At 45.5% G+C, this 23,939-nt stretch carries 26 protein-coding genes; 10 read left to right on the forward strand and 16 right to left on the reverse strand.

Going from position 1 to position 23,939, the window contains the following annotated elements; all coding sequences use genetic code 11:
• Positions 1–34 precede the first annotated feature (34 nt).
• Positions 35–1,573, forward strand: a complete 1,539-nt coding sequence (gene dacB, locus ICN13_RS06220) for a D-alanyl-D-alanine carboxypeptidase/D-alanyl-D-alanine-endopeptidase (RefSeq protein ID WP_216139528.1) — start codon at positions 35–37, stop codon at positions 1,571–1,573.
• Here the strand turns inward: dacB and ICN13_RS06225 are convergent.
• From ICN13_RS06225 to ICN13_RS06255, 7 genes are read right to left on the reverse strand one after another with little or no spacing between them, the layout of a single operon-like run.
• A complete protein-coding gene (locus tag ICN13_RS06225) occupies positions 1,519–2,619 on the reverse strand; it encodes an L-threonylcarbamoyladenylate synthase (RefSeq protein ID WP_216139529.1) in 1,101 nt (366 codons plus the stop codon). The genes dacB and ICN13_RS06225 overlap by 55 nt on opposite strands.
• 2 nt (positions 2,620–2,621) lie before the next feature.
• Positions 2,622–3,806, reverse strand: a complete 1,185-nt coding sequence (locus tag ICN13_RS06230; protein ID WP_216139530.1) for a 5-(carboxyamino)imidazole ribonucleotide synthase — start codon at positions 3,804–3,806, stop codon at positions 2,622–2,624.
• Positions 3,807–3,810: 4 nt separating this feature from the next.
• Positions 3,811–4,305: a 5-(carboxyamino)imidazole ribonucleotide mutase gene (gene purE / locus ICN13_RS06235; protein ID WP_216139531.1), complete on the reverse strand. Its 495-nt coding sequence runs from the start codon at positions 4,303–4,305 to the stop codon at positions 3,811–3,813.
• Between the two features lie 40 nt (positions 4,306–4,345).
• On the reverse strand, positions 4,346–5,242 hold the full coding sequence (locus ICN13_RS06240) for a phosphoribosylaminoimidazolesuccinocarboxamide synthase (RefSeq protein ID WP_216139532.1): 897 nt from the start codon (positions 5,240–5,242) through the stop codon (positions 4,346–4,348).
• Between the two features lie 6 nt (positions 5,243–5,248).
• Entirely contained in the window at positions 5,249–6,313 is a 1,065-nt protein-coding gene (gene fba, locus ICN13_RS06245) for a class II fructose-bisphosphate aldolase (protein ID WP_216139533.1), read from the reverse strand.
• A gap of 46 nt (positions 6,314–6,359) precedes the next feature.
• Positions 6,360–7,796, reverse strand: coding sequence for a pyruvate kinase (gene pyk / locus ICN13_RS06250; protein ID WP_216139534.1), 1,437 nt, complete (start codon positions 7,794–7,796; stop codon positions 6,360–6,362).
• A 2-nt stretch (positions 7,797–7,798) separates the two neighbouring features.
• Positions 7,799–9,010 carry a phosphoglycerate kinase gene (locus tag ICN13_RS06255; RefSeq protein ID WP_216139568.1) on the reverse strand — a complete coding sequence of 404 codons (1,212 nt, stop codon included), beginning with the start codon at positions 9,008–9,010 and terminating at the stop codon, positions 7,799–7,801.
• Between the two features lie 188 nt (positions 9,011–9,198).
• Here ICN13_RS06255 and ICN13_RS06260 point away from each other — a divergent pair, with 188 nt between their 5' ends.
• The 5 genes from ICN13_RS06260 to ICN13_RS06280 are packed head-to-tail and all read left to right on the forward strand — an operon-like array spanning position 9,199 to position 12,488.
• On the forward strand, positions 9,199–10,122 hold the full coding sequence (locus tag ICN13_RS06260; protein WP_216139535.1) for a branched-chain amino acid transaminase: 924 nt from the start codon (positions 9,199–9,201) through the stop codon (positions 10,120–10,122).
• A 14-nt stretch (positions 10,123–10,136) separates the two neighbouring features.
• A complete protein-coding gene (locus ICN13_RS06265) occupies positions 10,137–10,325 on the forward strand; it encodes a zinc-finger domain-containing protein (protein WP_087909504.1) in 189 nt (62 codons plus the stop codon).
• A 45-nt stretch (positions 10,326–10,370) separates the two neighbouring features.
• The gene (gene waaF, locus ICN13_RS06270) at positions 10,371–11,408 is read left to right on the forward strand and encodes a lipopolysaccharide heptosyltransferase II (protein ID WP_216139536.1); all 1,038 of its coding nucleotides are present in this window, start codon (positions 10,371–10,373) and stop codon (positions 11,406–11,408) included.
• 16 nt (positions 11,409–11,424) lie between these two features.
• Positions 11,425–11,859, forward strand: coding sequence for a nuclear transport factor 2 family protein (locus tag ICN13_RS06275; RefSeq protein ID WP_216139537.1), 435 nt, complete (start codon positions 11,425–11,427; stop codon positions 11,857–11,859).
• A gap of 8 nt (positions 11,860–11,867) precedes the next feature.
• Complete coding sequence (locus tag ICN13_RS06280; protein WP_216139538.1) at positions 11,868–12,488, forward strand: DUF2946 family protein; 621 nt, start codon at positions 11,868–11,870, stop codon at positions 12,486–12,488.
• A 2-nt stretch (positions 12,489–12,490) separates the two neighbouring features.
• On the opposite strand, the gene ICN13_RS06285 is transcribed toward ICN13_RS06280, so the two are convergent.
• Positions 12,491–14,191, reverse strand: a complete 1,701-nt coding sequence (locus ICN13_RS06285) for a M48 family metalloprotease (RefSeq protein ID WP_216139539.1) — start codon at positions 14,189–14,191, stop codon at positions 12,491–12,493.
• Between the two features lie 23 nt (positions 14,192–14,214).
• Between ICN13_RS06285 and moaC the strand changes: the two genes are divergently transcribed.
• Entirely contained in the window at positions 14,215–14,688 is a 474-nt protein-coding gene (gene moaC / locus ICN13_RS06290) for a cyclic pyranopterin monophosphate synthase MoaC (RefSeq protein ID WP_216139540.1), read from the forward strand.
• A gap of 68 nt (positions 14,689–14,756) precedes the next feature.
• Positions 14,757–14,993: a hypothetical protein gene (locus ICN13_RS06295; RefSeq protein ID WP_216139541.1), complete on the forward strand. Its 237-nt coding sequence runs from the start codon at positions 14,757–14,759 to the stop codon at positions 14,991–14,993.
• A 52-nt stretch (positions 14,994–15,045) separates the two neighbouring features.
• Here the strand turns inward: ICN13_RS06295 and ICN13_RS06300 are convergent, their stop codons facing one another.
• Positions 15,046–15,357 carry a hypothetical protein gene (locus tag ICN13_RS06300; RefSeq protein WP_216139542.1) on the reverse strand — a complete coding sequence of 104 codons (312 nt, stop codon included), beginning with the start codon at positions 15,355–15,357 and terminating at the stop codon, positions 15,046–15,048.
• A 485-nt stretch (positions 15,358–15,842) separates the two neighbouring features.
• On the opposite strand from ICN13_RS06300, the gene ICN13_RS06305 reads away from it, so the two are divergent.
• Both ICN13_RS06305 and ICN13_RS06310 read left to right on the forward strand, forming a co-directional pair.
• Positions 15,843–16,682, forward strand: coding sequence for an alpha/beta hydrolase (locus tag ICN13_RS06305; protein ID WP_216139543.1), 840 nt, complete (start codon positions 15,843–15,845; stop codon positions 16,680–16,682).
• A 103-nt stretch (positions 16,683–16,785) separates the two neighbouring features.
• The gene (locus ICN13_RS06310; protein ID WP_216139544.1) at positions 16,786–17,703 is read left to right on the forward strand and encodes a caspase family protein; all 918 of its coding nucleotides are present in this window, start codon (positions 16,786–16,788) and stop codon (positions 17,701–17,703) included.
• Between the two features lie 80 nt (positions 17,704–17,783).
• Here ICN13_RS06310 and ICN13_RS06315 read toward each other — a convergent pair whose 3' ends face one another.
• The 7 genes from ICN13_RS06315 to ICN13_RS06345 all read right to left on the reverse strand — a co-directional run bounded on the left by ICN13_RS06315 (position 17,784) and on the right by ICN13_RS06345 (position 23,758).
• Complete coding sequence (locus ICN13_RS06315; protein WP_216139545.1) at positions 17,784–18,275, reverse strand: pilin; 492 nt, start codon at positions 18,273–18,275, stop codon at positions 17,784–17,786.
• Positions 18,276–18,396: 121 nt separating this feature from the next.
• Positions 18,397–19,104: a TerC family protein gene (locus ICN13_RS06320; RefSeq protein ID WP_216139546.1), complete on the reverse strand. Its 708-nt coding sequence runs from the start codon at positions 19,102–19,104 to the stop codon at positions 18,397–18,399.
• A gap of 111 nt (positions 19,105–19,215) precedes the next feature.
• The gene (sucD, locus tag ICN13_RS06325; protein WP_216139547.1) at positions 19,216–20,109 is read right to left on the reverse strand and encodes a succinate--CoA ligase subunit alpha; all 894 of its coding nucleotides are present in this window, start codon (positions 20,107–20,109) and stop codon (positions 19,216–19,218) included.
• Positions 20,110–20,124: 15 nt separating this feature from the next.
• Positions 20,125–21,294 carry an ADP-forming succinate--CoA ligase subunit beta gene (gene sucC / locus ICN13_RS06330; protein WP_216139548.1) on the reverse strand — a complete coding sequence of 390 codons (1,170 nt, stop codon included), beginning with the start codon at positions 21,292–21,294 and terminating at the stop codon, positions 20,125–20,127.
• Between the two features lie 188 nt (positions 21,295–21,482).
• Positions 21,483–22,010 carry a recombination regulator RecX gene (gene recX / locus ICN13_RS06335; RefSeq protein ID WP_216139549.1) on the reverse strand — a complete coding sequence of 176 codons (528 nt, stop codon included), beginning with the start codon at positions 22,008–22,010 and terminating at the stop codon, positions 21,483–21,485.
• Positions 22,011–22,014: 4 nt separating this feature from the next.
• Positions 22,015–23,106 carry a recombinase RecA gene (gene recA / locus ICN13_RS06340; RefSeq protein WP_216139550.1) on the reverse strand — a complete coding sequence of 364 codons (1,092 nt, stop codon included), beginning with the start codon at positions 23,104–23,106 and terminating at the stop codon, positions 22,015–22,017.
• 118 nt (positions 23,107–23,224) lie between these two features.
• A complete protein-coding gene (locus ICN13_RS06345) occupies positions 23,225–23,758 on the reverse strand; it encodes a DUF2878 domain-containing protein (protein ID WP_216139551.1) in 534 nt (177 codons plus the stop codon).
• Between the last annotated feature and the right edge of the window lie 181 nt (positions 23,759–23,939).

Genomic DNA, 23,939 nt, shown 5'->3' on the forward strand with positions numbered 1-23,939 from the left:
TGCCTTCTGGCTCCCTAGGTTTATCCTATCGGGAATGCAGCAATCTATCCGTCATCTTTTTACTTTAGCCCTCATAACCCCCTGGATTGGGTTTTGCCTTTTTGCATCTACAGCCAGAGCTGAAGGGGTGCTACTGGCCATACCTCAAGCTGTTGCAACGAGCTTAGAGCGCAATCAAATTCCAAAAGACGCTGTCAGTATTTCAGTAATGGAAATTGAGTCTGCCCGTCCGGGTAAGCATCTCGCTAAAAATATTCTCAATTGGCGATCCACTGAAGCAATGAACCCCGCCTCAACCATGAAGCTCTTAACAACGCTTGCGGGTTTAGATATCTTGGGGCCACAGTATCGCTGGCGTACTAATATCTATACCGATGGCGCAATTCGGCAAGGAACTCTTAAGGGAAACCTTTACCTGCAGGGTACTGGTGATCCAAAGTTAATTCCTGAAGAGTTAGCCAAGCTCATGAAATCGTTACAAGCGCTTGGTATTCAAAAGATTGATGGTAATTTATTCTTTGATCGAAGTGCATATGCTCCAAATGTAATGGAGCACAACACTATCGATGGCGAAGCCTTACGCGCCTACAACGTACCACCTGATCCTTTGCTCTACGCTTTTAGAACCCTCTCGTTTCAGCTGGGTAAATCACGAACGGCAGACTTCATTGATATTGCCTATACGCCATCACTCTCACAACTGAAGATTGACAATCAAATGCAGCTGGTTGATCGCCCCTGTGACAACTGGAAAAGCAATATTCGCTTTAACCTAGACCCTGAGGGCACAACGAAAACAGATCAACCGCTGGTGGCACAATTTTCAGGGGCGTTTCCCAGCGCCTGTAAAGGAGTGAACTACAACGTGGTCGCCCTTGATGCAAATACTTTTCTGACACAAGGCTTTGCTGCTGCTTGGGAGCAATCTGGCGGTACATGGACACGGACCCCCGTCGGCAAAAATGGCAATGTACCTCTTGCCGCAAGACTCCTTCTCCAATTTGAAGGAATCAATCTGAGTGATGATGTTCTAGATATTAATAAGTATTCCAATAATGTCATGGCACGCCAACTACTTTTAACTCTAGCTCTAGAAAAAATGGGGAGGCCAGCAACAACCGCCAATGGTGAGTTGGTTATACAGAGCTGGCTAAAACAAAATGGCTTAGATTTTCCGGGTCTTGTGATTGAAAATGGTTCAGGCTTATCACGCAACGAAGCGATTACAGCAGAACAAATGAATCAGCTCTTATTGACTGCTCGAAACCTATCGGTAGGGGATGTTTTCTATAACAGCCTACCAATTGCTGGAACTGATGGCACGATGAGAAATCGTCTCATGACACAACTCCGTAAATTTTTACACCTAAAGAAAAAGCCTGAGGCCAGAATTAAAACCGGATCACTAGCAGATGTGCGATCCATCTCTGGCTATGTCATGAGTAAATCGGGGAAGTTATATGCAGTGACTTCTTTTATCAACCACCCCAATGCTTGGAGAGGCCTAGAGGCTCACGATCAATTACTATCGTGGCTACTTGAAGATGGTCCAGAGCCAAAGCTTGCGCGCTGAAGTCGATCTCTAACGCCATCCCATTCTTCACCGCTTGGGGGCTCAGGAAAGAGAATCAAATCCCAGCCCTGCTGATCCAAATCACGTAATGAGCGATACAAGCGACTAGCAAATTCTCCGCTATCGCTCGGAATTTCAACCTCTTCAAAATGAACAGATGGATGACCATCTTCACCCAAAGAAGATTCAGAATCCCAAACCGCTACAGCAACCCGAGACTTTGTATCCGGAAATTCGCTCAGTGCATCTAATACTCGGCCAGGAGCATACAAGCGCAAGGGAGTGGTAGGTGCGTAATGTGCGCGCAAGCTGCCAGAGACTCTTGGGGTTGGTTCTACATTCTCTGCTGCAGCAAGATTTAGCTCGCCCGGCTGCAAGACTTTAATACCAGTCTTGGAAAAAATTTCTTTTGGGGTAATGACACCGGGACGAAGCAAAACCGCTTGATCACCAGAAGACATATCAATGATGGTTGATTCAATGCCTACTTCGCAATCACCGCCATCCAAAATCATCAGATCAAGCGTGTCTTCAAATTCATTACGGACATCAGCTGCGCTAGTGGGAGATACTTTTCCAAAACGATTGGCAGAAGGTGCAACTACGCCACCCTTAAATTTACGCAATAACTCTTGTGCGATCGGATGCGCAGGCGCGCGAATAGCCACCGTATCCTGCCCTCCAGTCAAATCATTCAGAACGCTTTTATCTTTTTTGAAGACCAATGTTAGAGGCCCAGGCCAGAAGGCATTGATTAACTTGAGGGCATCTTCAGATATATGTCTTGCCCACGGCGCCAAAACTGACACCCAATCGACTTGGGCCTGATCAAATTTATCCGGCGCTGCTAAATGCACAATCAATGGATGGTTAGCGGGGCGTCCTTTAGTAGTAAAAACTTTTTTGATTGCTTCTGGATTCTTCGCATCCGCACCAAGGCCATAAACTGTCTCGGTGGGAAAGGCAACTAAACCACCATCGCGTAATGTCTGAACTGCCTCATTGATCACTGCTGAAGATTGCAGCAGCTTACTATCGGTCGACATTTCTAGGGCTCGATGCCTAATTCAGTAGCTACAGCAGCACAATTTTGGCGAGCTTCATTTAATGCCTCGCCTAAACAATTGATATGGCCCATCTTTCTTCCAATGCGGGGGGCGGATTTGCCGTAGAGATGCAACTTTGCATCGGGATGAGCCAGGACTTTGTTCCAAGCAGGTTCTTTAGCTTTGTCTTCACTACCTTCAAACCAGAGATCGCCTAGTAAATTGAGCATAGAAACTGGCGCTAATTGCCGTGTATCACCTAAAGGTAGACGAGCCATCGCTCTGACTTGCTGCTCAAATTGACCAGTCACACAAGCATCCATGGTGTAGTGACCAGAGTTATGGGGACGAGGTGCAATTTCATTAGCAACGATATCGCCGTTCTTGAGTACAAAAAACTCAACGCAAAGAACGCCAACATATTCAATCTTCCGAATCAGCGCCTTTGCTGCATCAACAATTTTTTTCTCTTGAGCAGGCTTGAGTGATGGAGCGGGCACGGTAGAGGTATGCAAAATACCATCGCGGTGGATATTTTGTGACACGGGATAGGCGACAACCGCATCATCATGGCCCCGAACTACCAAAGCAGAAACCTCGAAATCAAGTTCCATACGCTTTTCTAGAACACAGGATACGCGTCCCAATTCATTCCAGGCAGCGGTCAATTCTTCTGAGCTATAAACAGTGATCTGACCCTTACCGTCATAACCCATGCGGGCAGTCTTTAAAATTCCAGGGAAGAGGTCTGCTGGAACATGAGCAATATCAGCATCATGCTCGATCACAAAATAAGGTGCAGGGCCAATATTGGTTTCAGACTTCCAAGTGGCCAAGAATTTTTTCTCAGCAATACGATTTTGCGCTAGTGAGACACAACTACTACGCGGCGCCACAAATACACCTAAGGCTTCAAGCTCATCTAAAGCTTGTGCAGGAACATTCTCAAACTCAGTACTGACAGATGAACATAAAGCTGCCATTTCTTTTAAGGCAGCAGAATCGACATAATCAGCTTGAATAAATTTTTCTGCAATAGAGCCGGCAGGACTATCAGAACCAGGATCTAAAACACAGACTTTATACCCCATAGCTTGGGCCGCTTGGGTAAACATACGACCCAGTTGACCACCGCCTAATATTCCTAAATATGAACCCGGCAAAATGGGTTCCATACGATCTGCCATGTAATTAATATCCCGGCAAATTCATAGAGCGTGCAGTATCAGACTGCTTGGCACGAAACTCGCCAAGGCGCTTAGCAAGATCTGCATCATGCAAGGCAAGGCCTGCTATCACATGGAGGGCGGCATTGGCTGCACCAGCTTCACCAATTGCAAAAGTAGCTACCGGAATACCTTTTGGCATTTGCACGATTGAATATAGCGAGTCTTCACCGCGTAAATATTTACTGGCTACGGGAACACCGTATACCGGAACAATTGTTTTTGAGGCAAGCATGCCTGGCAAGTGGGCTGCACCACCTGCGCCAGCAATAATGGCTTGCAGGCCATTCGATTGGGCGTTTTCTGCATACTGGAACATGTCATCAGGCATACGATGCGCGGAAAGCACTTTTGCCTCGTGAGCGATGCCAAACTGCTCGAGCATTTGAGCGGCATGCTGCATGGTGTCCCAATCTGAATTGGAGCCCATCACGATTCCGACTATTGGCTTCTTGCTCATCTACCTCTCCACATGCCCTAAATATTGTCTAAGGGCTCTATTATCCCTGAGTTAGACGATTCAGGGCTTCGCGGTACTTTTCAGCCGTCTTTTCAATCACCTCAGCAGGCAATTGGGGCGCAGGAGCGGTCTTGGGCCACAAGTTGCCATTGACTTGGGCAGTTTCTAACCAATCGCGCACAAACTGCTTGTCATAAGAAGGTGGGTTTGAGCCCACGTAATAGGTTTCAGCTGGCCAGAAGCGGGAGGAATCTGCAGTGAGAATCTCATCCATCAAAACCAATTGACCGGCATCATCTAAGCCAAACTCAAACTTAGTATCAGCAATGATAATTCCACGAGTGGCAGCATATTCAGAAGCTTCTTTATAAAGACGAATACTGACTTCACGAATTTGATTGGCTAATTTCTCACCAATCAACTCCACCACCTTCTCAAAAGAAATATTCTCATCATGCTCACCAACATCTGCTTTAGCAGCCGGAGTAAAAATAGGCTCCGGTAATTTTTGGGCATTCTCAAGACCGGCTGGCAATGCAATTCCACAAACCTTGCCTGTTTCTTTGTAATCCTTCCAGCCGCTCCCAGCCAAATAGCCGCGTACAACTGCCTCTACCAAAATAGGCTTTAAGCGCTTGGCAACAACTGCTCGACCTTTCACTTGTGAAACCTCATCAGGGCTAACGACTGTAGCCGGATCAATTCCAGTCAAGTGATTTGGAATCACTTTTGCCAACTTATCAAACCAAAAATTTGCCATTTGATTCAGTACAACACCCTTCTCTGGAATGGGTTCACCCATCACCACATCAAATGCAGATAAGCGATCAGTAGTGATCATCAAGAGTTTGTCATCGCCCAAAGCGTAGACATCACGTACCTTACCCTTAGATAGCAAAGGCAAGGACTGAATAGAGGTGGCGTACAAAGCTGGCATGTTGATTCACTTCACGATCTGAGTTAGTTTGCCGCTCTTATAGAGTTCAGCCATTTTTTCCAAAGGAATCGGTTTGATTTTGGATGCTTGGCCAGCAGATCCAAACGCCTGAAAGCGCGCAATACATACCTTCTTCGCTGCTTCACGGGCTGGCTTCAAATAATCACGCGGGTCAAACTTACTTGGGTTCTCAATGAGATAGCGACGAATTGCACCCGTCATTGCCAAGCGAATATCAGTATCAATATTGATCTTACGAACACCATTCTTAATGCCTTCTTGAATCTCTTCTACTGGCACGCCATAAGTCTCTTTCATATCGCCGCCGAATTGACGAATTTCAGCGAGTAATTCCTGAGGAACACTGGAAGAACCGTGCATTACTAAATGCGTATTTGGAATGCGTGCATGGATTTCTCTAATACGGTCAATTGCCAAAATATCACCGGTTGGCTTTTTGGTGAACTTATATGCACCATGACTAGTGCCAATCGCAATTGCCAAAGCATCGCATTGAGTAGCCTTTACAAAGTCAGCAGCTTGCTCAACGTCCGTTAACAACTGCTCACGTGTCATCTTGCCATCAGCGCCATGACCATCTTCCTTGTCGCCCTGCATTGTCTCCAGAGAGCCTAATACGCCAAGCTCAGCTTCTACAGTAACCCCAATGGAATGAGAAAACTTCACGACCTCTTTAGAAACATCGATGTTGTACTCATAACTGGCAACCGTTTTACCGTCAGCTTCGAGCGAACCATCCATCATTACACTGGTAAAGCCGCTCTTGATAGCAGCCATACAAACAGCCGGGCTTTGGCCGTGATCTTGATGCATCACCACTGGAATATGGGGATAGGCCTCGACTGCTGCAGAAATCAAATGACGCAAGAATGCTTCACCAGCATATTTGCGCGCCCCTGCCGATGCCTGCATGATGACTGGAGAGTCAGCCTCATTGGCTGCTTCCATAATCGCAGTCACCTGCTCTAAGTTATTGACATTAAATGCTGGTAAGCCATAACCGTTTTCGGCTGCATGATCCAAGAGTTGTCGTAAAGATACTAAAGCCATGGTGTTCTCTTAATAGATATAGATAAATAGTTAATTGATGTACAAATTACTTCACATGAATAATTTTGAGATTATTTGTGCCGCCGGGTTCGCCCATTGGCTCGCCTGATGTCAAAACTACAGTGTCACCCTTTTTGACTGCCCCAGACTTTTTCAAGCAAGCCTCTACTTCTTGTAAAGCGGTATCACGGTCTTTGGTGTAATCCAAGCCAATCGGTGTGACATTACGGTAGGTACTCAATGCTCGTTGAGTTGCAATCTTTGAAGTCAAAGCAAAGATAGGCACATGAATGTTATGACGGCTCATCCAAATTGGTGTTGAACCAGAGTCTGTTAGCGCAGCAATCGCATTGGCGTTTAAATGATGGGCAGTAAATAGAGCACCCAATGCAATCGTTTGATCAATGCGAGTAAAGGTTTGATCTAAAAAGTCTGTATCCAACTTTACGCGATCTGATTTTTCAGCCTCAACACAAATTTCTGCCATTGCTTTAATCGTTTGCACTGGATAAGAGCCTGCTGCAGATTCTGCTGAAAGCATTACTGCGTCAGTACCATCCAAGACCGCATTGGCTACGTCACTTACTTCTGCACGCGTAGGTACTGGAGCATTAATCATGGACTCCATCATTTGCGTTGCAGTAATCGTAAATTTATCTGCTTCACGCGCCCAAGAAATCATGCGCTTTTGTAATGCTGGTACTGCAGCGTTACCAACCTCAATGGCGAGGTCACCACGAGCAACCATAATGCCATCGCTCTCAGCAATGATGCTTTTAAGTGCTTTAGGCTCAATTGCTTCAGCACGCTCAACTTTGGCAATCGTTCTTACTTTACCAACGCCATGTTTAGCGCTGGCTGCATCAGCTAATTTACGGGCATACGCCATATCAGCGCCATCTTTTGGAAAACTAATCGCCAAGAAATCAACGCCCATGGCAATAGCAGCATCCAAATCAGCAATGTCTTTTTCTGTGAGGGCTGGTGCTGTTAAACCACCACCAGCGCGATTGATACCCTTGTTATTTGAGAGCGGGCCGCCTTGCTCTACGAGCGTAAAAATTTCACCACCCTTAACACTCTCAACCCGCAGCACAACCAAGCCATCATTTAATAAGAGGCGATCGCCAGGCTTCACATCGCTGGGCAGCTCTTTGTAATCGAGTCCTACACGGCCTTGATCGCCAAGCTCACAAGCAACGTCGAGAATAAATTTCTCGCCTTCTTTTAGCAGAATTTTGCTATCTGCAAATTTACCTACGCGAATTTTAGGTCCTTGCAGGTCGGCCATGATGCCAACTTCTTTACCAACTTCAGCAGATATGCTTCTGACTAAATCATGGCGAGCTTTGTGATCTGCGACTGTGCCATGCGAGAAATTCATGCGCACAACATCAACACCTGCACGAATCATCTCGCGCAATACCTCAGGCTTCTCAGATGCGGGTCCTAGTGTTGCAATAATTTTTGTAGCTCGTAACATATTTAGCCTTTCGCTCTTTCGGCAAGTACTGCAAAGGCTGGCAAAGTTTTACCTTCAAGGAACTCCAAGAAAGCACCGCCGCCAGTTGAGATGTAATCCACTTGATTTTCAATACCGTATTTGGCAATTGCTGCCAATGTATCGCCTCCACCAGCAATTGAAAACGCTGGTGAGTGCGCAATTGCTGCAGCTAGCATTTTTGTACCGCCGCCAAATTGATCAATTTCAAATACGCCCAATGGGCCATTCCACACAATCGTGCCAGCATGCGCCAGCATTGTGGAAAGACGCGCAGCAGTCTTAGGGCCGATATCCAGAATCATGTCATCTTCTGCCACCTGATCTGAAGACACTCGATTTGCACGCGCCAAGGGAGAGAGTTCATTAGCCACTACAACATCTTCAGGAATAGGAACGTGTGCGCCACGTTTTTCCATCAGATCCATAATTTCCCTAGCCTCATTCACCAAATCTGGTTCAGCAAGCGATTTGCCAATTGGCAAACCTTTAGCCAGCATGAAAGTATTAGCAATACCGCCGCCAACAATTAACTCATCGACTTTCTCAGAGAGTGCTTTGAGGATGGTGAGCTTAGAAGAAACTTTAGAACCAGCAACAATGGCTACTAACGGGCGCTTTGGACTTGCTAGCGCACGACTTAATGCATCTAGTTCAGCAGCCATCAAAGGACCAGCACAAGCTACAGGTGCAAACTTCGCAACACCATGAGTCGTTGCTTCGGCACGATGCGCCGTACCAAATGCATCGTTCACATATACATCACAAAGAGCAGAAATCTTTTTTGCCAACTCATCACTATTCTTTTTCTCGCCTACATTGAGACGGCAGTTCTCCAGAAGAACCATTTCGCCTGGATTGACTTCAAATCCGCCATCTACCCAGTTACTAATGAGCGGAACTTTGCGATGAAGCAAAGTAGCAATGCGATCAGCTACTGGGGCCAAACTGTCTTCAGATTTAAATTGGCCTTCAGTTGGACGACCTAAATGTGAAGTCACCATCACAGCAGCGCCAGCATCTAGACACATCTGCACCGCAGGCATCGATGCCCGAATGCGAGTGTCTTCCGTAATATTGCCCGCTTCATCTTGGGGCACATTGAGGTCGGCGCGAATCAGAACCCGCTTTCCCTTTAATTGGCCTGACTGAGCTAATTCACTGAGACGTTTAACTTTAAATAAGGATTCCGGCATGAGATTGGGCAAATTGGGTGATTTATGGGGAATACTCCATTCTAAATCGTCTAGCCCAACTACCCCGAAGGATCTAAGCCACGTAAGGCCCTGCCTGCTCTACAATAGGCGCTTGGACGCATTTTGGGTCTGGGGCCATAAACCCTCCCTCGGCGACCCGATTAACCAGATACAAAAAGGTAGAGAAAATGTCGATGTCTGACCGCGATGGCTTTATTTGGTCCGATGGGAAGCTTATTCCCTGGCGTGAGGCCAATATTCATGTCCTAACCCATAGTCTGCACTACGGTATGGGCGTTTTTGAAGGCATCCGCGCCTACAAAACCCCGCAAGGCACAGCCATTTTCCGCCTCCCAGAGCACGTAAAGCGTCTCTTTAATGGCACCAAGATTTTCCAAATGAATATGCCTTTCAGCCAAGAGGTAATTTCCAAGGCAATTATTGAGGTGGTCAATAGTAACAAGCTCGAAGCTTGCTATATCCGCCCAATCATTTTTATTGGCTCCCAAAAACTGGGTATCTCTCCTAAGGGCAACAGTATTCATACTGCAATTGCTGCCTGGGAATGGGGTGCTTATTTGGGCGAAGATGGTCTGAACAAGGGTATTCGAGTAAAGACTTCTTCATTTACCCGCCACTTTGTGAACTCATCACTCGTGCGTGCCAAAGCTTCTGGCTACTACATCAACTCCATTTTGGCTAATCAGGAAGTCACTGCCAACGGATATGACGAAGCTTTGTTGCTAGACACCGAGGGTTATGTTTCCGAGGGCTCCGGCGAGAACCTCTTCATGATTCGCAATGGCATTGTGTATACCCCTGACTTAGCATCCTGCTTAGACGGCATCACTCGTGACTCTGTGATTCAAATTGCTAAAGATCTGGGCTATGAAGTTCGTGAAAAACGATTGACGCGTGATGAAGTTTATTCCGCCGATGAAGCGTTCTTTACTGGTACTGCCGCTGAAGTGACTCCGATTCGCGAATTAGATGACCGCACCATTGGTGATGGCAAGCGTGGTCCGATTACCGAACAAATTCAGAAGACCTATTTTGATGCGGTATATGGTAGAAATGATCAATACAAATCTTGGCTCACCTACGTTAAGTAATCAGGAATAGAAACATGACTCAAGCTCAAGTTGTTATGGTGAACGGCAAAGACTTGCCATTGCATTGCCCCACCAATCAAACTCCAGCCTGGAACTCACATCCACGGGTTTTCTTAGACATCACCAAAACTGGGGAAGCTAAGTGCCCATACTGTGGTGCTGATTACAAATTGATTCCTGGCACTGAGCCACACGGACATTAAGCCTTATCAGCGCCTCTCTTGAGGCGCTGAGTCGGGATACAACACATGCACAGTATTCTGATCATTGCCCCTAACTGGATTGGGGATGCAGTAACCACTCAGCCCTTGCTGGCCAATCTCAAAATACTTTATCCAGATTCCAAAATTGATGTGCTTGCCAGTAATTGGGTAGCGCCTATCTATCGTGCATGCTCAGAAGTGCATGAAGTGATTGAAGCAAAATTTGAGCATCGCAAACTGCAATGGAACTTACGCAAACAACTAGCCAAAAAGATTGAGGCCAAACAGTATCAAGCGTGTTTTGTATTGCCCAACAGTTTCAAATCTGCACTGATTCCTTGGCTGGCCAACATCCCTTTTCGAATTGGCTATCGTGGGGAGCTGCGTTTTGGCCTCATTAATCTAGCGCTAGATAACCCAAGCAAAATCAAACGCCCACCGATGGTGGAGCACTACTCAGCACTGAGCGAGCTTCTCAAAGATGGCGAGTCACTTCCACTGACTCAGCTGGTTCCTAAACTCAATGTTTCAAACGCAGCAAAACAATTTGTAGAAAATAAATTGAAAGGTGCCAACATTTGTGGCGACTCAATTTATGTAATGTGCCCAGGCGCAGAATACGGACCCACAAAACGTTGGCCTACTGAGCACTTCGCGACACTCGCACAAAAGCTCATCGTAGAAAATCCAAACGTTCAGATAGTACTTTTGGGCAGTAAAAGCGATCATGTTCTTGGCCAAGAAATTACTTCCCAGGCTAAGCAAAACAACAATATTCATAACTGGTGTGGCAATACCTCCTTAGATGAAGCAATTGCTTTGATTGGCATGAGCAAGGCTGTAGTCAGCAACGATTCAGGCTTGATGCATATTGCAGCCGCGCTCAAGACTCCCCAGGTTGCTATCTTTGGATCCAGTGACCCCGCCCATACACCCCCTTTGTCTGATAGAGCTAAGGTTATTTGGCTCAATATGCCTTGCAGCCCATGCCATAAACGAGAGTGCCCATTAGGCCACTTACGGTGCCTAAAAGACATACTGCCGGAACAAGTATTAGCTACACTCAATACATTGAAATCATGACTCGGAAAAGTAAGTGATGACTAAACTTGCAAGACTCTTTCACAATGCTGATGAAGTTGTAGACGCCTGGCGAGATGCGTTGCGCCATCGCGATGTCAAAGGTGCATTAGATATCTGGCTTGATGACGACTCTATTACTTGCGTGCTGCCAGAAGGTCATCGCCTAAGTGGTCATGCAGAAATACGTCAAGGCTTAGAGAGGCTTTTATCCAAGCAGCCATTATTTTTAGAGCCGATTGCCTGTATTAGTCACTCCATTCCAGGGGCTGCCATTTATGACACCACTGAAGCAGTTCATCTTAGAGCTGATCAAGTAGAAGCTGAATTTTTCTTAAATATCACTCTCGTGCTCTTACAAGATAGTCAGGGCTGGCGCATCGCACACCTGCACGCCAGTCGCTCCACTGAAGATACTTTTGACGCACCCTCAACACCCCACGGTCTTCATTAAACATCGACATGGATGAGCAAGTATTGCGGTCGCTCATCAAGTGGCCTAATGTACCGGATTGCTTTGGTTGGCTTGCCTTAGATCGACGAGGACAGTGGCGTATGCGTGATGAATTCGCGCAGCAAAATCAATTACCTGGCCAGGTGATCACCCATACAGCCTTAAATGAATTTATCTCCAGAAACTATGCATGCGATAGCCTAGGAAGATACTTTTTTCAGAATGGTCCCCAACGTGTATTCGTCACGCTCGACGCTATGCCCTGGGTGGTTCGCATCACACCAAGCGAGAACGGCCTGGAGATGCTGACACAATGCAAAAACCCAATACAGGCAAGCGGTGCCTTGAGTGATGAGGGTGGCAATATTTATATTCTTGGCAAAGTAAAACAACTGACTGACAGAGATAAAAATGCAGCGCAGTTTTCTACAGAGGATTGTCAAACCGTAGCCCTCTTACATGATCACGACTTAGATCATTTTTCTGAACTGGCCAAACTACGTGAAGAAGCTTGTAGTTTTGGTGGATCTTGGACCTGGCAAGGAAAACAATTGCCATTAGACCCAATCCATTCAGAAGAGCTTGCCACTCGCTTTCAATTCATTGCAAAGCCAACCGATCGATCGTAGTCCTAGCCCGGAATTTTGCCCTGCTCCTTGAGCTCATCTTGATACTGTCGTTGCATTTCTCGTAAGCGCGCATCAATACTAGAGCCTTGATAGTAGTCTGAGCCGCCCGCTGAACGAGCAATCTTCAATTGCTCAATGGCTGATGGCCAAGCGCCTTCAAGCGCATATTTTTCTCCAAGTGCGAAATGACGCATCGGCACATTCTTAGCCTGATCGTAAGCTTTTGATAACAAACTCCACCAGACAATCTCATTTGGCTGAACACGAGTCCTGGCTTTAAGCCAGGTAATCGCATCATTGGTTCGTCCAAGAGCTAAATAGGCATTGATCATGGCCGCCCCAGCAGCATAGGACTGAGGGTAAGCACGCAAAGTATCTTGTGCTATTTGCAAAGCTTCTGTGCCCTTACCTTTAGCCAAAGCTAATTCAGATGCGGTGATATCCAAAGATAAACTTTGCCTCTGAATTGGTGAACCTGGAGCACTGGCAGCCTGGGCTAAATTGCGCGCTTGCTGCAAATATCCCTCCGCTTGATCTATCTTGCCTTGGCGCTGCGCAATGAGAGCCAAACCATAAAAGCCTTCCATTTGTTTACCAGCTTGAGATTGCTTACTAAAGCTCTCAAAAGTATTTTTAAGATCGTACATGCCGCTAGAGGTACCCGACTGCTCCATCCGCGCCCGAGCTTTAATAAAATAAAACTCTACTGCCGTTGGAACATTACGCGCAGCTACTCTCCTTGCTCGATCTTGCATATCAGCAATTCGATCGGTCGTTAAGGGATGGGTCCGCACATACGCTGGAACGCCTTTGTCCATTACGCCAGTTGCTCTTTGCAAGCGCTGGAAGAAACCTGGGGCACCATTTACATCGTACCCACTGGCTTCCAAAATCTGAAAGCCAACGCGATCGGCTTCACGTTCAGCGTCCCTTGAATAAGAAAGCTGATTATCGATCGCCATCGCCTGACCGCCCTGCATCAGGCCTGCAGCAGCCGAAGGGTTGCGGGACATAGCCAAGGCACCTAGCACCATACCCGCAATAGCAATCATCGTATTAGTGGATTGCTTATCCATTTGGCGTGCAAGGTGACGCTGCAAAACGTGTCCTGTTTCGTGACCCATGACGGATGCCACTTCTGAATCGGTTTCTGCACTCACTAGTAAGCCCGTATGAAATCCAATAAAGCCGCCAGGCAAAGCAAACGCATTGATGCTGCTGTCTTTTACTGCGAACACTTCAAAGTTATAGGCGCCACTACCCTGCTCATTCGCGCCACCAAGCTGTAATTTTTTTGCGGCCTGCAATAACCGGCGCTCCATGGCATTTAAGAAATCATAGATCGGTAAGTCATTAGAAAAATCAGGGTCAGGACGAATCTGGCGCATGATCATTTCGCCGTATCTTCGCTCGTCAATTCGACTAAGGGAGTCTCCTCCAGGATCACCCATATCGGGCAAGATAATATTGGGCTGAGTTTGTAGAGTATTTCGGGTGGGCAGCTTAGAAGATTTAGCATCTGGCGACTGCATTGCTCGGCCAATATTTTGAACAGCTGCAGAATTACCGTCTACAGAAACATCGCCTGTAGGGGTGGCGGCATAAGCAGGCATAACACCTGAGCATGACAAAGCTAGCGCTAGATGGGCGGCTAAAAGGCGCTGCCAAAATGCGGTTTTTCTAAGGAACTTTATATCCTGCATATCTATATGGTAAAACTTATCCCATGAACAAACTAACTCATTTTGATGAAAGCGGCCAAGCCCATATGGTAAATGTGGGTGATAAAGCCTCTACCCATAGAATCGCCATCGCTACAGGCAAGATCAGCATGCTTCCGGAGACCCTCAAGATGGTCGAAGCAGGCAGCCATAAAAAGGGGGATGTCCTGGGCATCGCCAGAATCGCAGGTATTCAGGCATCAAAAAAGACGTCAGACCTCATTCCACTCTGTCATCCTCTAGCGCTAACTCACGTTAGTCTCGAGTTTCAAGCCAATCCAAATGACAACAGCATCACTTGCCAAGTCAAAGCAGAAACCACGGGCCCTACTGGCGTAGAAATGGAAGCCCTTACCGCCGTCCAAGTTGCCCTACTCACAATCTATGATATGTGTAAAGCAGTCGACCGTGGCATGGTGATGGGTGATGTGAAACTACTGGAGAAGAGTGGCGGTAAATCTGGGGAGTGGAAGGCTTAATCTTTAATGAGAAATATAGCGTCGAAATCTCAATAACATTAGATATACATTAGGAGTTAATTTACAAAATGGATAAGCAAATTAAGTCTTTTGAAGAATTAGAAAATGATGAAGATAAACTCAATCAATTGATGATGGACCATCAAAGGGATATTGATTCACGCAGAGATGTTGATTTAGACCAAGTCAGAAAGATGCTGAAATTTTACAAAGTAAAACTAGAAGAAATATCAGATACTTTGTATACCGAGGGGCAAGAACAAAATCAATCTAGTGGCTCTGACTATTGGTCTAAGCGCAAATAATAGACTGGCAAAAAGAAAGCCCGCAAAAGCAGCTTGAATTTGCTCAGAATTTTTAATAACTTACTATTTGCCAGCCGCTAGGACAAGCTTGCGTCTGCGGGTAATACAGTCCATTTTCTGGACAATAAGCTGCTGTCTGGGCTTGAGGTGGATAGTAATACTGCGGCACATAGTAAACAGGCGCGGGCCTATAGTACGCGTGGGCAACTGCTGCCCCGGCTACAACGCCAACTGCAATAGGTGCCCAATTGGATCGACCATGCCAATTACCACCGTGGCCACCCCTCCATCCATGAGCGCTTGCAGATGAAGCTAACCCAAGAAGGGTTGCTGAAGTAAATAGCAATACCAGCATCTTTTTCATTTGATACCCCCATTAATGAATAGAGGTTTTATGCCTCTTATTACTATAACGCTTATCAAAATGGGTGAGTTGACCAGAAATACTATTTATCTGAATTTTGATAAAAAAGCTGAAAACTGCGGAGGTAAGAAGCCTATTTTCTGGGCTTACAAGTCTGAGAGCACAGCTTCAAGATGCTCTTACATTCAGATTTAAATGAAAAGAAAGGTGAGCGGTCAACGCAGAGTGAATAGTTATTGACACAATTACTCGCACAACCCGATTCAAGACCCGATAAGTCAATGTCTGAGAGATTAATTTCGTCCCCAGACGATGCTGCGCAAGAAGCCAGAAACAGAACTGTAAAAACAGGAAAAAGAAGTTTTTTCATATGACCTCTTTTATAGATTATGTCCAATACAAATGCAATAGTTAAGAACCCGCTCCCCACAATAAAACACTCAGAAGTGATGTATGGGGCTACAGAATTAAGCTAGACTACATCAATGAATCGCCTATTACTTTGGGGTATTTTTGCCGCAAGCTCTTTTTTCATCAATGCATGCTCTAGCCTTCCGCCAGTTTCCGAGCGTATTGATTCGGCCAATCAGCTAGCCAAATCAGCTGGGTTTGAAAAAACCACCCTCTCAACCAACCAATTTGATTTAATTAGTTATCAAAAAATATCTAAAAGACCAACTGAAACCTTGGTTATTTATATCGAAGGAGATGGGTCTGCATGGAAAACCGGCTTCACACCATCTGATAATCCCACCCCCAATAACCCCCTAGCACTCTTGTTAGCAATCCAAGATACTAGGCCGACTGTTATCTACCTAGCAAGACCTTGTCAATTTATTGCTTTACCAAGTAAAGGATGCTCAGAATCTATTTGGACAAATGCTAGATTTAATAAAGACGTGATTGATTCTAATAACCAAGCTATTGAAATTCTCAAGAAGCAATATCAAGCAAGAGAGCTCATTTTGATTGGCTACTCCGGTGGTGGCGCTGTAGCCAGTCTAGTAGCAGCGCAAAGAAAAGATGTTAAGGCACTGATTACTGTTGCGGGCAACCTGGATACCGACGCCTGGGTTCAGCTATTTAGTCTTGATCCCCTTACTGGCTCGCTAAACCCAGCAGCCAAAGCAAAAGAACTTAGCCCGATTAAACAGACCCACTTTATTGGAGGGGTCGACCAAGTGATTCCCCTGTCAATAACTCAAAGTTACTTAAATAACCTACAAGCCCCAAATCAACCTCAATTGATCGAAATCAAAGAATATGGCCATGTTTGTTGCTGGCAGAAAACCTGGCCGGCTTTACTAAACCACATTCAGCCATAACTCAAAACCTACAGTAAAGAAGAAAAGTGACTATTTTCAGTGGTCGCCATGTGAACTATGCTTAAATATTCACTAGTTTGATAAATTCAGTAGGTTACGAAATATGAGAGCTTTATCGATTGTTGGTGTGTTGATTGGTTTAGCCATTATTGGCCTAGTATTCACTGGTGGACTAGACTATATTTTTTACTCGGCAGCGCAAAAGGAGACCCGCAGCATCCACGCTGCTAATACCTCAAATGCTGCATCTACTATTATTGTTCAGCCTACGACTCAGTCTCGTCCTGAAGTGCAAGCCACACCGCCAAATACAAACACCGAGTTATCGCCGACATTTGTTGGTAAACGGCTTGCCTTAGTTATTGGTAATTCAAAATATAAATCTAATCCCCTGCCAAACCCTAAAAATGATGCTGATGATATGTCGAAGGCCTTAAGTGAGAATGGCTTTACGGTTATTAATTTAAGAGATGCATCTCTGCCGGAGATGCGTGCTGCGGTAAGACAATTTGGTGACAAATTAGTTCAGAATGATGTTGGCCTTGTGTACTACTCAGGCCACGGAATGGAAGTTAAAGGAAGGAACTATTTCATACCAGTGAATGCAGATATTCAAAATGAAGATGAGGTTCCTGATCAAAGCCTGGATGTGTCGCTCATTCTCGAAAAAATGGCCACTGCCAAAAAGAAAGTTAATATTTTGATGGTTGATGCATGTCGCGATAATCCTTATGCAAGGAGCTTTCGCTCTTCAAGCAAGGGTCTTACGAGTATGGATGCCCCTAGTGGCACACTTATTTCTTTTGCCACCGCTCCCGGAAAGGTTGCCTATGATGGCAAGGGCAGAAATAGCCCTTATGTAAAATATTTCCTAGAGGCGGTTAAGACTCCCAACAAAACTATTGAGCAGGTTTTTAAAGAAGTCAGGAAGAATGTCCAAGAAGAAACTAAAAACTCTCAAACACCTTGGGAAAATACCAGCTTAAGTGGTGACTTCTACTTCAAAGTGCAAAACAATTGAAGATATTACAGTGGTATCTTTATGAATTTGGCCACCCTAAGGTGGCCAAATAGTATTGTTAGTTCATTTCTTGCTAAATCTTACTTATTAATTCTGCACTCCGATGGCAGGAGCTGGGGCAGGAGATTTGTTTCCGTGGATCTGCAGGACCAGCCACCCGCCCAATTTGCACCCTCTGGTTTTGAAAGATCAATTGGCTTTGGTGCATTTGCATCTGGCTCATTTGTTGGAATGAGGTGCAGTGTGTTTTTGCCTTCTGGCGCAACGCTCACTTGATAATCGATAGCGATTGCTCCTGATGGTGTGATTTCGATTAACTTCACACTGCGTGTTGGCCCGAAGGTAAATGATCCACTGGTGGCTTCGTCCATTGGAATCGTGCCTCGACTTGCAAATGCTTCTGTCACGGCAAGCTTTGCACTCGAAGATAAGTTCATCCCTTCTACAACACGACTGCGTGCGATGTAATCTTGATATTGAGGAACTGCAACAGCCACTAAAATACCGATGATGGCAACCACTACCATCACTTCAATTAATGTAAATCCAGACTCCTGATGTTTACTTTGCATATCTTCTAGCTCCTGAGGTGAAATGCCTCATCATCCAGTCTATACCTGTTCTACTCAAGTCATCAGGGCATTAAAAAAGCCGGCTTTAGAGGCCGGCTTTTCTGATTCATTTGAAATCGGATTAATGCGCTTCTTTTCCAGCATTCCGTTTTTTCATAAACGTACCTACCAAAATAACAATGGCAACACCAATTACCTCAAAGGCAAGTTTAGCGTCTCCTAAGGCCTCTTGAATACTGTCCTTAATCGCAGGATCATCTACCAACATACCGCCAGCAAGTAAGCCTAAAAGGCCTGCGCCAAGTGTAATGATGATTGGAAAACGCTCCATCACTTTCAAGAGCATTGCACTACCAAAAATGATCAAAGGAATAGACATTCCCAAGCCAATGATCAAGAGTAGCAAACGAGTCTCTTCAGGGCCTTTTTGTGCTGCAGCAGCTACAGCCAAGACGTTGTCCAAGCTCATCACCAAGTCAGCAATCAAGATCGTACGAATAGCCGCCCAAATACTGGACTTTGCTTCCATATGCTCTTCGCCACCGCTATCTGCCAACAACTGGATACCGATATAGAGAAGCAATAAACCGCCAACAATTTTTAAATATGGCAGTGTTAATAAGGCAACGGCAGTAATGGTAAGCACTACGCGCAAAATAATTGCAGCAGCACTTCCCCAGAAAATAGCTTTCTTTTGCTGGGCAGGTGGCAAGTTACGCGATGCTAATGCAATCACCACTGCGTTATCGCCTGATAACAAGATATTAGCGACGATGATTGATAGAAGTGCCGCCCAAAAGGTGGCATCAGAAAATGCTGAAAAATCCATTTTGTCTCCCTACGTTTTTTATGTTTTAACTACTTTTTTAAACTACGAATCACTACAAAAAAGATGCTGCCAAACACTATCAAGATGGCAGCATCATTTGGTTTGTCGCTATTACAACATGGCTTTCAACAAAGCTGCCATTTCTGATGGGTTCTTTGTTACTTTGAAGCCACACTCTTCCATAACAGCAAGCTTGGCATCAGCAGTATCCGCTCCACCAGAAATCAATGCGCCAGCGTGGCCCATACGTTTTCCAGGAGGCGCTGTAACACCAGCAATAAAGCCAACTACTGGCTTTTTCATATTGTCCTTACACCAGCGAGCAGCTTCAGCCTCATCTGGACCACCGATTTCGCCAATCATGATGACCGCATCTGTTTCTGGATCTTCGTTGAACATTCTCATGATATCGATGTGCTTCAAACCATTAATTGGGTCACCACCAATACCAACCGCAGTAGATTGACCTAAGCCAATCGCTGTCAACTGACCAACTGCTTCATAAGTCAAAGTACCGGAACGGCTCACAACACCAATGCGACCCTTCTTGTGAATATGGCCAGGCATGATGCCAATCTTGATTTCGTCAGGAGTAATAATTCCTGGGCAGTTAGGTCCAAGCAATAATGTTTTCTTGCCGCCAGCAGCTTCCTTAGCATGCATCTTATTGCGCACTTCAAGCATATCGCGCACAGGAATTCCTTCAGTGATACAGATCACAAAATCGAGATCGGCTTCAACTGCTTCCCAGATCGCTGCAGCAGCGCCTGGAGGCGGAACATAAATTACCGAAGTAGTCGCGCCAGTTTGGGCGGCAGCTTCTTTAACGGTCGCATAAATTGGAATATTAAAAATGGACTCGCCCGCTTTTTTAGGATTCACACCAGCAACAAAACAATTTTTGCCGTTTGCGTATTCTTGACACTTTTCAGTATGGAACTGACCGGTCTTACCAGTAATACCTTGTGTAATGACTTTGGTGTTTTTATTGATCAAAATAGACATATTGAAATTCCTGGATTATTTGTTTTTGGCAACAGCAGCAACTACCTTGGTAGCAGCTTCAGCCATTGAATCGGCGCTGATGATTGGCAAACCAGAGTCAGCAAGAATCTTCTTACCCAAATCTTCGTTCGTGCCCTTCATGCGCACAACCAAAGGTACTGTGAGGTTTACCGCTTTACATGCTGTCACCACACCATCGGCAATCACGTCACAACGCATAATGCCGCCGAAGATGTTGACCAAAATTGCTTCAACGCTCTTGTTCTTGAGCATGATCTTGAATGCTTCAGTGACTTTTTCTGCTGTAGCGCCGCCGCCAACGTCCAAGAAGTTTGCTGGCTCGCCGCCGAACAACTTAATAGTATCCATGGTTGCCATAGCCAAACCAGCGCCATTCACTAAACAACCAATGTTGCCATCCAAGGAAATGTAAGCAAGGTCAAACTTAGATGCTTCGATCTCAGCAGCATCTTCTTCGTCGATATCACGGTACGCAACGATCTCTGGGTGACGGAACAATGCGTTTGGATCAAAGTTGAATTTCGCATCCAAAGCCTTGATCTTGCCGTTACCTTCAAGAATCAATGGATTGATCTCTACCAATGAAGCATCGGTATCCCAATACGTTTTGTACAAGTTCTTAAATACATCGCGAGCCATTGGAATAGAGGCCTCTGGAACGCCAATACCTTTTGCAATGATGTTGCAATCAGCATCTGTCAAACCAATTAATGGATCAACAAATACTTTAATAATTTTTTCTGGATGAGATTCAGCAACCTCTTCAATATCCATACCACCTTCGCTAGAAGCCATGATCACATTCTTTTGTGTGCCACGGTCTGTAACGATACTGAAGTAGTACTCTTTTTTGATATCTGCGCCGTCTTCAATTAAGAGACGATTGACTTTTTGACCCTCTGGTCCTGTTTGATGAGTCTTGAGCTGCATGCCCAAAATTTCAGAGGCGTATTTCTTCACTTCGTCCATGCTTCTTGCCAACTTCACGCCGCCGCCTTTACCGCGTCCACCTGCATGAATTTGTGCCTTAACAACCCATACTGGACCGCCAAGCTTTTCAGCAGCTTTTACTGCCTCATCAACGCTAAATGCAGGAATGCCGTTTGGAACAGGCACATTAAATTGGCGCAGAAGTTCTTTGCCTTGGTACTCGTGAATTTTCATGTTTACTCCGAAACGGTATCTTTTTTAGCAAGCGATGAGGATTAGTTAAACCGATGTTGCCTTGATCCCATGCTTACTCTGGAAATAGCTAAATTGGCTAAATTTGAATAAATGCGAACGGCTTGACCGACTCCATAAGTCTATCATGCTGCAACGCGGCAATTGCCTATTTCCGATCCGTAATTGCCCTAATCAGGCTTCTGGCCGCCGATCACCTTTGCCACGACTTCAGAGCTAAAGCCCTTAGATGCCAAGAAGCGGTATTGCCTAGCTCGCTCCTTTTGATCTGGGGCGGCTACCCCATATTTCCGAGTCCACAGCTCATAAGCACGCTGATATTCGGTTTCCTTAAGCCCTGCTAGAAGCTTGGCGGATTGTTTCGAATCCACCCCAGCCCTCTCAAGTTCACCTTGAATTTTTCGCATTCCGTAACGCTCACTGCGTCTGCGAACCAATGCCTCAGCAAAACGCTCATCCGAAAGCCAGCCCCTAGCCTCAAAATCATCCAACACAGCCTCAATCTTGGAATGGGTAGATTCTGAGCTTTGCTCAAGCTGCTCAGCACCTAACTTTGCCCATCTTGCTTCTGATTCTGCCAGTTTTGTGGCTAGACCCTTGCGACTATATTCTCGAAGCGATAAAAGACGCAAAGCCCGAGCTTTGAGACTCGGGCTTTGTTTGGTTCTTTCTTTGCTTTTGCTATCTAGCTCTGACATCGAACTATTCGACTTCCTCTTCTTCGCTCAGTACATCGGTAACTACTGCTGAGCCAGATTTAACGCCTAACTTCTCACGAATCTTGGCTTCGATGTCTTTAGCAATCTCTGGATTCTCTTTTAAGAAATCACGGACATTGTCTTTACCTTGACCAATGCGATCACCGTTGTAGCTATACCAAGAACCTGATTTTTCAACGAGGTCAGCCTCAACACCCATATCAATAATTTCGCCTTCTCTTGAAATGCCAGCACCGTACATGATGTCAAAAATTGCCTCACGGAATGGCGGGGAAACCTTGTTCTTTACTACCTTCACGCGGGTTTCGTTACCAACGACTTCGTCACCCTTTTTAATGCTGCCGATACGGCGAATATCCAAGCGCATAGAAGCATAGAACTTCAATGCATTACCACCAGTGGTGGTCTCAGGAGAACCGAACATCACACCAATCTTCATTCGAATTTGGTTAATGAAAATCACAGTGGTATTCGTACGCTTAATGGCACCAGTCAACTTACGCAAAGCTTGACTCATGAGACGAGCTTGCAAGCCTGGCAATGAGTCGCCCATATCGCCTTCGATCTCAGCCTTAGGAACCAAAGCTGCTACAGAGTCAATCACGATTAAATCGATCGAACCAGAGCGCACTAGTGCATCAGCAATTTCTAAAGCCTGCTCACCTGTATCTGGCTGAGAGATTAATAAATTATTTACATCAACACCAAGGCGTGATGCGTACTGCACATCCAATGCATGCTCAGCATCAATGAATGCACAAGTACCACCAAGCTTTTGCATTTCTGCAATCGCATGCAAAGTTAATGTTGTTTTGCCTGATGATTCTGGTCCGTAAATCTCAATCACGCGACCACGTGCAAGTCCACCAACTCCAAGAGCAATATCGAGACCGAGTGAGCCGCTTGATACCACCTGAATATCTTGACTGATTTCAGCATCGCCCAATCTCATGATTGAACCCTTGCCAAATTGTTTCTCAATTTGCGCCAAGGCTGCTGTTAGTGCTTTTTGTTTGTCTCCGCTCATTCCCTCAAATTCTGAGGAGGCTGATTTTCTTTTGTCATCCAAGGCCATGTTTGATTCCTTTTCGCTTTGTATTGGGCTTTTTCCCGAAGTTTTATCTACTGTTTCACAACTTAGAAGTTACTGTATATAAAAACAGTACTATTTGCAAGCAACTTTTTAAAGGAATTTACGGATTTTTTACTAGGCTAGCCTTGACTATAGGTCTAAGCCAATAGAAAAAGAGGGGCATTGCCACCGCCCAGACCACACTAATGAGCCCTAAACCAAGGATATGGGACCCAGAACCCCAGTTTGCCGCACCCATTCGAATTCCAGCCTCATAAGATAGAGGGCCGCTAATTGCTCCTAAAACTATGCCTAGTACGGGCTTGCCATTTAGCCAAGATAGGGAGCTATTGAGAGTGCTGGCCACTAAAAGCCAGAGAACCCACATCCATGCTGGTGATAGATAAGGAGAGGGCCACGTGCCCTTAAAGTCGAGAAACCCTAAATACATCAAAAGGCTATCGGTCAGGATCCCAAAAGAGAGGACCTTTAGGAGCAATCCAAGCTCTAGCTTTGGTGTCTGGGAGCGCCAGATATAAATAGCAATATAGGCTAGGCTTCCGATTACCGCCCAGAGCTCATGTTGATAAGCAGCGCCCAAAATACAAGCAAACCAGCCCACCTGAAAAAAGACAAAGTTCCAAAATTTAGCCATAAGACGATTCTAGTCAGCCTAAGAAAAAAGGCCACTGCCGGTGGGCAATGGCCTTGTACGACTCGACACATAGTTAACACTTTATACCGGACACATACTTTACAGTTTTTGGCATAGGAGGGACCACTCTATGCCGTGGAATGAAAGTACGAAGATGGATGAAAAGCTCAAATTTGTGTCG

Origin of the sequence: Polynucleobacter sp. MWH-Berg-3C6 (assembly GCF_018881855.1) — a bacterium.
In the GTDB taxonomy this organism is placed as follows: Bacteria; Pseudomonadota; Gammaproteobacteria; order Burkholderiales; family Burkholderiaceae; genus Polynucleobacter.